Raw genomic sequence first — 12,340 nt, 5'->3', positions numbered from 1 at the left:
TCTTCGCGCGGTTGCTAAATGCCCGAGGGCTGTCTATTTCAGAATTCGTGCCGGCTCAGCTGATCGAAATATCCCAGGGCGCCACGACCTGCCAGTCGAGGTTCTTGTCCATGCCCTTGACCTCCTTGGTGGCCCAGCGCGACATCGCCTGAGAGTACCACGGAATGAAGGCCCAATCCTCGCGGAATGCCTTCTGGGCATCCTGTGCGAGCTTGATGCGCTGTGGATCGTCAACGGCCTTCGTCGCAGCTTCGGCGAGTGCCGCATCAACCTTGTCGTTCTTGTATCCGCCAAGCTTGTTTTGTGCGTTCGACGAGGTCGAGGCGATGCAGCCGGCAAGATAGGAAACGGCATCGGGAACGCGGGTGCCGACGTCATCACGGAAGATCTGGACCGCATTCTGGTCCGGACCGGCATAGGAGTCCTGCTGCGGCTTCATGTCGACGGCCGTTATGCCGAGGTTCTGGCGCCACTGCTCGGCAATGAACTGAGCTGCTGCCTGGATTGCCGGTGCGGAAATGCCGACGAAGAGAATCTTCGGCAGGCGCTCGGGACCACCGTAGGTCGATTCCGCAAGCAGCTTCTTGGCGGCTGCGGGATCGTAAGGATAGGGCTCGAAGCCGGAATTGTCGGCGCCGGGCACGGAATTCAGGATCTGATCGGCCTTCCTGTGTGGACCATCCGGATAGGAAGCCTTGAAGAGACCGTCGCGATCGATCGCCATGATCAGAGCCTGACGAACCTTCGGATCATCCATCGGCGCGCGACTGATGTTGAACCAGAAGTGCTGGCTGGTTGGGATCAGCGGACCGGCGGAAAACTCAGGGCCGAGGTCCTGGATGATCGTCGAGGTTACCAATTCGGTGTGGGCATTGAATTCGCCCGACTTGATCAGCGACGTCGCGGTGACGTTGTCTTCGATCGAGGTGATTTCAATGCGCGAGAGCTTCGGCTTCGGGCCAAAGAAATTCTCGTTCGGCTCGAACACCAGCTTGCCGGCGTCGATGTCGATGCTGGTGAGCTTGAACGGGCCGGAATAAACGGCGCTATTGTCGGGCTTATACCAGTCGGCCACTTCCTCGCCGTCGCTGCCGCGCGACTGAGCGGCCTTGGCGATCGGAACAATGTGGTTGGCCAGGCGCATGTAAAAGATCGGGTCGGCTTCCGTCAGCGTGACGATAACCGTGCCTTCATCAGGGGTGGCGACGCCCGTCAATTCGTTGCCGGAACCGGCGCCGATTTCCTTATAGCCCTGAACCCTGCTCAGCACCTGGTCTGCACGCTGGCTCTTGGTATTGGGCATGGAGGCGACTTCCCAGGATCCCTTGACGTCGGCCGAGGTGATCTTGCTGCCGTCGGAGAAGACAGCCTTGGGGTCGATCTTGAAGGTCCAGACCTTGTTATCGGGGGATTCCCAGCTGGTGAAGACGTAAGGCTTGATCTTGCCTTCGCTGTCGAAATACATCGGCGAGGCCCACCAGATCGAGTTCCAGCGGAACGGAACGCCGCCGCCGCGCAGTGGCGACCAATCCTGGTTGAAGGCCGGATTAGCAACCTTCAGAACCTGGCCATCATCGGCAAGTACGATGCGTGCATTCATGCCGAAGACTGTGAGGCCGATGCCGGCGGCGAGGCCAAGCTTCAGCGCTTCGCGACGCGACATCTGCGCTTTCTGCGCAATATTCCCTTCATTCCGATCAGTCATCGTGTCCTCCCATGACAAAATCAGTGACGGCACCACTTTCACTCTGTTTCCCGAAAGTGCGTCACGACATGGCGCAAACACTTGCGCGATAATGTAAATATGTCAACTAAAATTAATCATGATGGTCCGTATTCAAAATATCTAAACATTTTTCGTGAATGTTTTCAGCATATTAAAAATTCAACTGTGAAGCTTTCGGTATTGTCATATTGACAACAAAGCTTCGAGGGATGAAGAAAGTGCCATCTTGCGGGTCGGGTTTCCCGCCGCCGCCCTCTTTCGCGGCGTTCATCCGAGGAGGACGATATGAGCAATCACAAGATTACAGGCGTGTTCAGCGCTGCCGCGACGCCGCTCAATGCGGATGGCAGCCCGGACCTTGGTCTCTTTACCGAGCACTGCCAGCGACTGCTGCAGGAAGGGTGCCACGGCGTCGCCCTGCTTGGCACGACTGGTGAGGCGAATTCCTTCTCATCCAGCGAGCGCCGGGGAATCCTGGAGGCGGCGCTCAAGGCGGGTGTCCCGGCCCACAAGCTACTCCCCGGGACCGGTGTCGTCGCCATTCCGGAAACCGTCGAACTGACCAAGCACGCCCTTTCACTCGGTGTGACGAAGATCGTGATGCTGCCACCCTTCTACTACAAGGGCGTATCCGACGATGGACTGTTTGCTGCCTACTCGCAGGTTCTGGAAAAGATCGCCGACGCCAGGCTGCAGGTCATTCTCTATCACATCCCGCAGGTCTCGGGCGTTCCGCTTTCTATTCCGTTGATCGGTAGGTTGATAGAAGCCTTCCCCGACACGGTGGTCGGAATTAAGGAATCTGCCGGAGATTTCAACAACATGCAGGCAATCATCGCGGCCTATCCGGGCTTCTCCGTCCTGGCGGGCGCCGATCCGCTGCTGTTGCCGCTATTGAAGGCCGGAGGTGCGGGCTGCATCACGGCAACCTCCAATCTCGTCGCGGATTCGCTGCGCACCGTCTACGACAAGGTGCATGATGAGGCGCAAGCAGGCGAGGTCGAAGTAGCCCAAGCCCGCATCAATGCCTACAGAACACTCTCCAACTCCTATGTGCAGATCCCGACGATCAAGGCCATGGTCAGCCTCAAGACCGGCAATGCTGCGTGGCGGCGCACGCGCGCGCCACTGATGCCGATCAGCGACGCCGATTACGCCGCGCTTTCCGAAGCCTACGCCAAGCTGCCGTAAGGAGCGCGATCATGAACGTTACAGGTTTGCCACCCGAGGTCGTGCCGACACTGATGACCGGAGAGATCGTTGCGAATTCGAGCGAGAAGGGACGCGCCGATGCATATCTTCCCTCTCCCTGCATTCAGAACCACGCCGCCAATCTCGCCTTTTTACCTGATGGGACGCTGACCTGCGTCTGGTTCGGCGGCACGATGGAGGGCATGGGCGACATCTCGATTTACATGTCGCGCCTCGCATCGGGAGCAACGCACTGGTCGCAACCGGAAAAGATGTCGGACGATTCGGCGAAATCCGAGCAAAACCCGTTGATTTTCAATGCACCAGATGGAAACGTCTGGCTGCTTTATACCTCGCAGACATCGGGCAACCAGGATGGCTCTGTTGTCAAATGTCGGATCTCTGAGGATGGCGGCAAAACCTTCGGAGTGGTGCGCGTTCTCTGCGACATCCCGGGCACCTTCGTCCGCCAACCGATCATCGTCAACAAAACCGGCTCCTGGCTTCTGCCGGTCTTTCGCTGCATCGGATTGCCGGGCGAACGCTGGACGGGCGACGTGGATACGGCAGGCGTGCTGATCTCGCGCGACCAGGGCAAGAGGTGGGCCATGACCGAGGTCCCGGACAGCATTGGGGCGGTCCATATGAACATCGTGCCGATAGACGATGACAACCTTGTGGCCTTCTATCGCAATCGCTTCGCCGAATCGGTTTTGTACAGCCGCTCGAGTGATGGTGGTGAGCATTGGAGCGCGCCTCGGCCGATCGGTCTGCCGAACAACAACTCGTCGATTCAGGCGACAAAGCTAGAAAACGGCATGATCGCAATGGTTTACAACCATTCCAATGCCTTGACGTCGGATGCCCGGCGTCAATCGCTGTACGACGAGATCGAAGGCGATGAGGAGACCAAGGTCGCGCCAAAACCGACGGTCGAGCGCCGCAAGGCTGTCTGGGGCGTGCCTCGTGCACCACTCAGCCTCGCTTTCTCCCGCGACGGCGGCGCCAGCTTCCCCCGCCGCATCGACCTCGACACCGGAGATGGATATTGCCTCAGCAACAACTCGAAGGACTCCGTCAACCGCGAGTTTTCCTACCCTTCGATCGTCGAGGGGGCCGATGGGGCCGTGCACGTTGCCTATACCTATTACCGCCGAGCCATAAAATATGTCCGGCTTTCGGCTGACGCGATTGCGTGACGCCTTCACAGGTTGTCAGTTGTGAGCATTCATCGATCCGACGCGGCTTCACAGAAAAGCCAGCCGCGTCGGATTGCGCATCTGTTTTGACAACTTCATATCACTTGCCTAGCGATTCAGAGCCAGTCCGAACTCAACGCCGCTAGAAAGGGGTGTTTGCCATTTTATCATTTGTATCAGTGTAATAACCGGAATTTTGATTTTGCGTTGCGCACGCAACGACAAGGCGAATCGCAATTTCTTCCCGCTCCTGTGATGTCCTCGCTTGCCAAATGCGATGGCATTGTATAACAAATTTACATCTTTGTGGCGCGGGGCGTCGCGGCATTTGCAGGGAGGAGTGATCCAGTGGTCAGCTTGGACTCGCCGATAACAATCGTCCGGCCGCATTTGATCGAGTTCGGCGTCGGCACGGCGGAGCGGCTCGGCAAGTGGGCGAGCGAGAAAGGCTATATCAGGGTTCTTGTCATTTCCGACGCCTTCAATGCGACGCGTGTCGATGCGCTGGCGCTCAAGGGTGAAGTCACGGTGTTTGCTGATGTGACACCCGAGCCGGATATCACCAATCTCGACAAAGTGCTGGCGGTGGCGAATGCGGCAGATGCGCAGCTCGTCGTCGGTTTCGGCGGCGGCAGCGCCATGGATCTTGCCAAGCTTGCCGCCGTGCTCGCCAGCTCGCCGCAGACGCTGCACGAGGTTGTCGGGCCGAACAAGGTCAGAGGGCCGCGACGCGTTGCGCTGGCGCAGGTGCCGACGACGTCGGGCACCGGCAGCGAGGCGGGCATCCGAGCCCTCGTCACCGATCCGAAGACGATGGCCAAGCTTGCTGTCGAGAGCATGCATATGTTGGCCGATATCGCTGTTGTCGACCCGGCGTTGACTTTCAGCGTGCCCGCACGCACGACCGCGGCGACGGGTGTCGATGCCATGGCGCATTGCGTTGAAGCCTTCACCAATCGCAAGGCGCATCCGATGATCGACCTCTACGCGATCGAGGGTACACGGTTGGTCGGAAAATATTTGGCCCGCGCCGTCAAGGACGGATCCGACGCAGAGGCGCGTGCAGGCCTGTCGCTAGCCTCGCTCTATGGCGGCTTCTGTCTTGGCCCGGTCAATACGGCCGGCGGTCACGCGCTTGCATACCCGCTCGGTACGCGCTGGCATGTGGCGCATGGTGCGGCAAACGCCCTGATCTTTCCGCATGTTCTAGCGTTCAACACCCCGGCGGTTTCCGAGAAAACGCGTGCCATTATGGAGGCGCTTGGCCAAAAGACCTCCGACAGTGTCGAGTCCGTCTTTGACGCCGCTTATTCCTTCTGCGCCGAACTCGGGATTGAAATGAAGCTCTCCGGCCTCGGCGTACCGGCAAACGATCTGGATGCGATGGCCGACGATGCCTTTGCCATCCGTCGCCTGCTCGACAACAATCCGCGTGATCTTTCGCGCGCAGATATCCGCTCGATCTACGAAGCCGCCTTTTGAGGCAGGCTTTCCATTCAAAGAGGACCGTGAGTGATGGACAGGAATGCGAAAGTCGCCGTAACGCTCGGCGATCCGGCCGGCGTCGGCCCCGAGGTGATCGTCAAGGCGCTTGCCACGATGGCGGAGCAGGAGAGGCGGGATTTCGTCATCGTCGGCAATACGGAAGCACTCGAGCGCGCCAACCGTAGCGCAGCGGCAGGTCTTTCCTTTGCGCCGGCGGATGCATCTGGTGCGGGAAAGATTGCCGTCGACGAGGTGGAGCTTGGCGCGCCGCTGCCTGAGATCGGCAAGATCAGCCCGGTCGCGGGCGATGCTTCCGTGCGATACATCAGCCGCGCCGTCGATCTTGCGATGTCAGGCAATGCCGATGTCATCGTCACCGCGCCGATCAACAAGGAAGCGATGAACCTTGCCGGTCATCACTATGACGGTCACACCGGCCTTCTGGCGCACCTTACCGGTTCGAAAAGCTCATTCATGCTGCTCGCTTCGGAGCGGCTGAACACCATCCACGTCTCTACACACATTTCGCTCAAGGGGGCGATCGAGCGCGCCAAGACCGAGCGCGTGCTGGCAACGATCGAGGCGGGTCACAATCATTTCATGCGTCTTGGCAAGAAGGCGCGTATCGCGGTTGCCGGTCTCAATCCGCACTGCGGCGAGAACGGTCTGTTCGGCACCGAGGATATCGAATTCCTGGTGCCCGCCGTCGAGCTGGCGCAGGCAAAGGGCATCGATGTCGTGGGGCCAATCTCGGCCGACACCGTGTTTGCCCGAGCCTACAATGGGGCTTTCGATCTGGTGATCGCGCAGTATCACGACCAGGGCCACATCCCGATCAAGCTCATCGCCTTCGATACGGCCGTCAACGTCTCGCTCGGCTTGCCGATCGACCGTGTGTCTGTCGACCACGGCACGGCTTTCGACATCGCCGGCACGGGCAAGGCCAACCATGTGAACATGCTCTCGGCCATTGCTTATGCGCGGCTGATGGCGCGCTCCCCACGCCGACAGGCGGCGTAACGCCCGGAAAGCGCTCTGGATTGTCGACGGCGCAGTGTTGCGTCGCCTGCCGCTTTGCTCTTTGGAGGAGATGAGCGATGGAAAAGACTATTGTCGTTCTCGGCGGCGAACTGGCGCCGGAAGGTCGTGCGCTTCTGGAAGATGCCGGGGCAAATGTCATTGCCACGCCACCCTATATCGACCGGCAAGCCGTCATCGCAATAATGAGGGCCCACAAGCCGGATGCAGTCATCGTGCGTCTGCTCGCCGATCTTCTCGGGCCGGAGGAAATGCAGGTGGGCGGCAGGCTCCGGCATATCGCCAAGCACGGTGTCGGAACAAACGACATCGACGTGAACGCGGCCACAGCGCTCGGCATTCCGGTGTCTGTGACGACAGGCAGCAATGGGCACTCGGTCGCCGAGCACGCGCTCGCGCTGATCATGGCGCTGGTCAAGGATCTGCCGCGTCAGGACGCGCTGATCCGCGACGGCATCTGGGACAAGAACCAGTACAAAGGGCGCGAGTTGCGCGGCCAGCGGCTCGGTCTTGTCGGTTTCGGCTTTATCGGCCAGACGGTTGCCAGGATAGCTGGCGCCATCGGCATGATCGTCTCGGCCTTCGATCCGCATACGCCCGACAGCGCCTTTCAAGATGGCGTCAGCCGCGAAACCGATCTGGATACGCTTCTTGCAAACTCTGACATAGTCAGCCTGCACTGCCCGTTGACGTCGGAGACGCAGAACCTGATCAATGCCCGCCGCATCGGGCTGATGAAGCAGGGCGCGTTCCTGATCAACACGGCGCGTGGCGAAGTCGTCGACGAGAAGGCATTGATCGCGGCTCTTGAACATGGGCATCTCGGCGGTGCCGGTTTGGACAGTTTCGCCCTCGAGCCGCCCGGCATCGACAATCCGTTATTTCAGCTGTCGAACACGCTGGTGACCCCGCATGTTGCTGGCGTCACGCTCGACGCGAAATGCGCCGTTTCGATCATGTCGGCCGAGAACGTACTTGCGGCGCTCGATGGCAGGACGCTTGACCCCCGCTTTCTGGCGCGCTGACCGGTTTGGTGGCGGGACATTATGGAGATGAATATGGGCGAGACACCCGATACCCGCTACGCACCGGATACGTTGCGCCAATTCGCGCAGGCGCTGTTTGCCGCTGCCGGGCTTGAGGAGGAAAAGGCGGCCGCCGTTGCCCACTATCTCGTCGAAGCCGATCTGATGGGGCACACGACGCATGGCCTGGCATTGGCCGGCTGGTACCTGCAAAGCATTGCCGATGGCGTGATGAAGCGCGAGGGCGCGCCGGATATCCTGTCCGATCGCGGCCCAGCCGTCGCCTGGTGTGGGCGCCGCCTTCCCGGTGCATGGCTGACATCCGAGGCGGTCAAGCTCGCCTGCGAGCGCGCCGTCACCTATGGCACAGCGACGATCGCAATTGCCGACAGCCATCATATCGGTTGCCTTGCCGCCTATCTCACCATTGCAACCGATCGCGGCTATATGGTCAGCATTGCAAGCTCCAGCCCATCCGGTGCACAGGTCGCGCCCTTCGGGGGAAGAAAAGGCGTCTATACGCCCAACCCGGTCGCCCATGGCATTCCGACGCCCGCCGATCCGATCCTGATCGACATCAGCGCTTCGATCACGACGGTCAACATGGCGCAGCGGTTGGTCCGCGAAGGCCGACAGTATGAGCACGAGTGGCTGATGGATGAAAACGGCGAGGCGAGTCGCGATCCGCGGGTGATCGAACGCGGCGGCACACTACTGCCGGTCGGAGGGCTTGATCATGGACAGAAGGGCTATGGCATGGCACTTCATGTCGAAGCCTTCACGCAGGGTCTTGCTGGTCTTGGCCGTGTGGATGACCTCAAGGGTACGAACGCGGCCGTCACGGTTCAGGTTTTCGATCCGGACGCCTTTGGTGGCCGAGATGCCTTTCTGCGGCAGACCGGCTGGCTCGCCGATGCCTGCCGCAGCAATCCGCCGCGGCCCGGAGTTACGCGAGTTCGGCTGCCGGGAGAGAACGGCCTGGCGCGCAAGCGTGGCGCCCTTGTAGATGGAGTGGTGCTGCACCCTAACATCTTGGCGTCTCTGGCGCCCCATGCCGAGCGACTCGGGGTTGCTATGCCCTAGCTCCGGCATGGTTCCTCCTTGTCCTGAACAAAAGCACGTGGAGAGTTCGATCGAACCGTTTCGATGGGCGCCGCGAGGCGGTAAGTGTTTACAAAGTTTAAACACTTAGAGGGATGATATGAGAAGCTTTGCAGTAAGCCTGACCGCAGCTCATTTGGAGCAAATGCTGACGCCCTACATCGCCGAGCGGCAAGCGGAAGCTGAACGCGACAATGGGGAGCGTGGGGATAGCCGCGGCCATGTTCCCATCAAGGAAGCCGCGGAGAAGGCCTGGACGTCGTCTCGCAATTATTCCCGCTGACCATATTCCGAAAACCGACATTTGGCGCCGCCGATCGTCGGTTTCTTGTTGCCCGGCGATCTCATCGAGCCGCAGTGTCTCTACAATCTGTCGAAGCTGTCGGTCTGGTGGCTGCGGCTCGGCATCGCGCTGGAGCGCATCCGGCCGGGCCATCCGCAAGAAAATGGCCGGCATGAGCGCCTGCACCTGACGCTCAAGAAAGAGGCGACCAGGCCACCTGGCAGAAATATCCTCCAGCAGCAGGCCCGCTTCGACGCGTTCGTCAGGGAATTCAATACCGAGCGGCCGCACGAGGCGCTCAACATGAAGGTGCCGGCAGAGCTCTACGTCGCTTCGTCGCGCCCCTATCAGGGCCTGCCGGAGATCGACTACCCCTTCCACGACCGTGACGCACTGGTGACCCATTGCGGCCGCATCTGCATCTACCGCAAGAAGATCAATATCTCGACCGTGCTGGCCGGACAGAAACTGGGAATCAAGGAGGTCGACGACGGTATTTGGCTCGTCAGCTTCATGCACTATGATCTGGGATATATCGACCTGGAGCAGAGACCTTGCAAACCATCGACAACCCGTTCGGCACGAGGTTGTCACCCATGTGTTAGGTACGTTTTGTTACCTAGGTCTCCGGGCTGGACATTTGAAAAACTGGAGCGGGCGAAGGGATTTGAACCCTCGACCCCAACCTTGGCAAGGTTGTGCTCTACCCCTGAGCTACACCCGCTCAATCCGCATCGGTCCGGGGTAGTTGTGAGGACCGTGGGCGCCACCTTGCGGCGACGGGCGCTATATCGCCCAAACGATTTTTAAATGCAACAGGGAAATGACGGAAATTCGAAGAAAAATTCTCGAACCTCGTTTGAAGTCATCGGAAGCGCCGCAAATGCAGGGTAAAGCGTCACCTCCGGGCGTTGCAAAAGACGGTGGCGGGACGTAATCAGGCACCCTATCGCTCCTCCCGACCGCATGGATTTTACGATGACCGACACGACGCCGAAGACCAGAGATGACCTTTTTGCCTTTCTCGATGGTCTGGATATCAAGCACAGCACCAAAAACCATGCACCCGTCTTCACGGTTGCCGAATCGGTCGCGCTGCGTGACGAGATTCCTGGCGGCCACACGAAAAATCTCTTCGTCAAAGACAAGAAGGATCAGTTCTTCCTGCTGACGGTGGAGGAGAACGCGGCGGTTGATCTGAAAACAGTGCATACGCTGATCGGCGCCGCCAGCAAGGTCTCGTTCGGAAAGCCGGAAAAGCTGATGGAGTATCTTGGTGTCGTCCCCGGGGCTGTCACGGCTTTTGGGGCGATCAATGATACGGGCGGAAACGTAACGTTCGTTCTTGATGCAGATCTGATGGAAGACGCGATCATCAATTGCCATCCGCTGTCCAATGATGCCACGACATCGATCGCAAGCAGCGATCTTATTCGCTTTATGGAAGCGACGGGGCATAAGCCGCTTGTCTTGAAAGTGACGTCCTGACATACGATTTTAGCGCTAGAAAAGCCGGCTGACCGGCACGGCGGGAGATATCCATGAGCGGCAACGACAATCCTTACAGCAATTCCATTGGTCAGATGACGGCAACTGCAAATTATGCAGCGGCCCCAGCCCCCGGTGCGGGCGGTTACGTCAAGGATACGACGACCGCGAATTTTACAAAGGATGTCATCGAGGAATCACGCAACCAGCCGGTTCTCGTCGATTTCTGGGCACCTTGGTGTGGGCCCTGCAAGCAGCTGACCCCAGTGCTCGAAAAGGTCGTCAATGAAGCGCAAGGCCGCGTCAAGCTGGTCAAGATGAACATCGACGACCACCCCTCGATCGCCGGGCAGCTCGGCATCCAGTCGATTCCGGCCGTGATCGCCTTCGTCGGCGGTCGCCCTGCCGATGGCTTCATGGGTGCTGTGCCGGAGAGCCAGATCAATCAGTTCATCGATCGTATCGCCGGTCCGGCCGGCGCCGACCAGGCGGCCGAAATCGAAGGTGTCCTCAAGGAGGCTGACGAGCTGTTGGCATCCGGCGACATCAACGGCGCCGCCCAGCTCTACGGCGCCGTCATGCAGGCCGATCCGGAGAATGCCAAGGCGTTGGCGGGAATGGCGGAATGCATGATTGCCGCAAACCAGCATGAGCGTGCGCGCGAGGCGCTGACAGAATTGCCGGAGGAAATGGCGAAGGACCCGGCAATCCAGGCCGTGTCGAAGAAGCTCGATCAGATTGAGGAAGCGCGCAAGCTCGGTGATCCAGTTGCTTTGGAGCAGGATTTGGCGCGAAATCCGGACGATCACGAAGCCCGGCTGAAACTTGCCAAGATCCGCAACGTCGAGGGGCGGCGCGAAGAATCGGCAGAGCATCTGCTTTACATCATGCGCAAGGACCGGGCTTTCGACGACGATGGCGCACGCCGTCAGCTGCTGCAGTTCTTTGATGTCTGGGGCTTCAAGGATCCTGTTACGGTCTCGGCGCGGCGCAAGCTCTCCGCCATGCTGTTTTCATAATTCGGACTTCAAGTTTCGATCCGCCGCCCTTGTGTTTTTGGAGGCGGGCCCCACATTTCCGTTTGTGCGGGCGCACCGTGTCGCGCCCGCTGGCAATGCAGGACCAGTCTCTATGCAAGTGGGGAATGCACGATATTTGAAGCCCGGTGATCTGCCTGATACGATCGCGGTCTTTCCGCTTGGCGGCGCTCTGCTGCTGCCGACAGGGCAGTTGCCCCTCAATATTTTCGAGCCGCGCTATCTTGCCATGTTCGATGCTGCTTTGTCAGGCAATCGACTGATCGGGATGGTCCAGCCCGCACTGGGCGACCAGGAAGGGGGGGAGGGTCATCTGGCCCCGGTTGGCTGCCTTGGGCGCATTACCTCGTTCGCCGAAACGGGTGATGGTCGCTACATCGTTTCCCTCACCGGCATTTGCCGTTTCCGCCTGCTTGAGGAAAAGGAAACGCATCATCCTTTCCGAACCTTCCGCATCGCGCCCTTTATCGCCGATCTTTCCGCACGCGACGAGGAGGATGCGGTTGATCGGGCCGCGCTTCTCGCCGCCTTCAAAGCTTATCTTGACGCAAACAAGCTCGAGGCGGATTGGGAAAGCGTCGAGCGCGCCAGTAATCTGACGCTCGTCAATTCGCTGGCGATGATGTCGCCGTTCGGACCGGCTGAAAAACAGGCACTCCTGGAGGCTCCCGATCTGAAAACGCGGGCGGAAACGCTGATCGCGATCACAGAGATCGTGCTGGCGCGTGTCTTCGGTGACTCGGACACGGTTCTGCAGTAGAATCATC

Annotated in this window: 11 protein-coding genes, 1 tRNA gene and 1 pseudogene; 11 read left to right on the top strand and 2 right to left on the bottom strand. The window is 59.5% G+C overall.

The features are described 5' to 3' along the window. Positions 1 to 55 precede the first annotated feature (55 nt). Positions 56 to 1,705: an ABC transporter substrate-binding protein gene (locus tag K9B32_RS11435; RefSeq protein ID WP_224561990.1), complete on the bottom strand. Its 1,650-nt coding sequence runs from the start codon at positions 1,703 to 1,705 to the stop codon at positions 56 to 58. A 306-nt stretch (positions 1,706 to 2,011) separates the two neighbouring features. Here K9B32_RS11435 and K9B32_RS11430 point away from each other — a divergent pair, with 306 nt between their 5' ends. The 8 genes and pseudogenes from K9B32_RS11430 to K9B32_RS11395 all read left to right on the top strand — a co-directional run. Further along, positions 2,012 to 2,917 (top strand): dihydrodipicolinate synthase family protein, encoded by a 906-nt coding sequence (locus tag K9B32_RS11430; RefSeq protein ID WP_224561989.1) that lies wholly within the window; start codon positions 2,012 to 2,014, stop codon positions 2,915 to 2,917. Positions 2,918 to 2,928: 11 nt separating this feature from the next. Further along, the gene (locus tag K9B32_RS11425; RefSeq protein WP_224561988.1) at positions 2,929 to 4,116 is read left to right on the top strand and encodes a sialidase family protein; all 1,188 of its coding nucleotides are present in this window, start codon (positions 2,929 to 2,931) and stop codon (positions 4,114 to 4,116) included. Positions 4,117 to 4,464: 348 nt separating this feature from the next. Next, complete coding sequence (locus K9B32_RS11420; RefSeq protein ID WP_224561987.1) at positions 4,465 to 5,598, top strand: iron-containing alcohol dehydrogenase; 1,134 nt, start codon at positions 4,465 to 4,467, stop codon at positions 5,596 to 5,598. A 33-nt stretch (positions 5,599 to 5,631) separates the two neighbouring features. Continuing rightward, positions 5,632 to 6,621 (top strand): 4-hydroxythreonine-4-phosphate dehydrogenase PdxA, encoded by a 990-nt coding sequence (gene pdxA / locus K9B32_RS11415; RefSeq protein ID WP_224562264.1) that lies wholly within the window; start codon positions 5,632 to 5,634, stop codon positions 6,619 to 6,621. Between the two features lie 77 nt (positions 6,622 to 6,698). Further along, positions 6,699 to 7,664, top strand: coding sequence for a hydroxyacid dehydrogenase (locus K9B32_RS11410; RefSeq protein WP_224561986.1), 966 nt, complete (start codon positions 6,699 to 6,701; stop codon positions 7,662 to 7,664). 33 nt (positions 7,665 to 7,697) lie between these two features. After that, a complete protein-coding gene (locus K9B32_RS11405; protein ID WP_224561984.1) occupies positions 7,698 to 8,747 on the top strand; it encodes an Ldh family oxidoreductase in 1,050 nt (349 codons plus the stop codon). Between the two features lie 118 nt (positions 8,748 to 8,865). Beyond that, the gene (locus K9B32_RS11400) at positions 8,866 to 9,048 is read left to right on the top strand and encodes a hypothetical protein (RefSeq protein WP_224561983.1); all 183 of its coding nucleotides are present in this window, start codon (positions 8,866 to 8,868) and stop codon (positions 9,046 to 9,048) included. Positions 9,049 to 9,117: 69 nt separating this feature from the next. Next, positions 9,118 to 9,653 (top strand): annotated as a pseudogene (locus tag K9B32_RS11395) (integrase core domain-containing protein); the annotation flags it as partial. A gap of 44 nt (positions 9,654 to 9,697) precedes the next feature. Here K9B32_RS11395 and K9B32_RS11390 read toward each other — a convergent pair. After that, a tRNA-Gly gene (locus K9B32_RS11390) sits at positions 9,698 to 9,772 on the bottom strand. A gap of 254 nt (positions 9,773 to 10,026) precedes the next feature. Between K9B32_RS11390 and K9B32_RS11385 the strand changes: the two genes are divergently transcribed. From K9B32_RS11385 to K9B32_RS11375, 3 genes are all read left to right on the top strand, one after another. Further along, positions 10,027 to 10,536 carry a prolyl-tRNA synthetase associated domain-containing protein gene (locus tag K9B32_RS11385; RefSeq protein WP_224561981.1) on the top strand — a complete coding sequence of 170 codons (510 nt, stop codon included), beginning with the start codon at positions 10,027 to 10,029 and terminating at the stop codon, positions 10,534 to 10,536. 53 nt (positions 10,537 to 10,589) lie between these two features. Continuing rightward, the gene (gene trxA / locus K9B32_RS11380) at positions 10,590 to 11,555 is read left to right on the top strand and encodes a thioredoxin (protein WP_224561979.1); all 966 of its coding nucleotides are present in this window, start codon (positions 10,590 to 10,592) and stop codon (positions 11,553 to 11,555) included. Between the two features lie 112 nt (positions 11,556 to 11,667). Beyond that, positions 11,668 to 12,333, top strand: coding sequence for an LON peptidase substrate-binding domain-containing protein (locus tag K9B32_RS11375; RefSeq protein ID WP_224561977.1), 666 nt, complete (start codon positions 11,668 to 11,670; stop codon positions 12,331 to 12,333). Positions 12,334 to 12,340 lie beyond the last annotated feature (7 nt).

It is taken from the genome of Rhizobium sp. 3T7, assembly GCF_020166565.1.
GTDB lineage: Bacteria > Pseudomonadota > Alphaproteobacteria > Rhizobiales > Rhizobiaceae > Rhizobium.
Note: the sequence above shows the minus strand (reverse complement) of the source record. Positions and strands in the feature narration are given on the sequence as shown.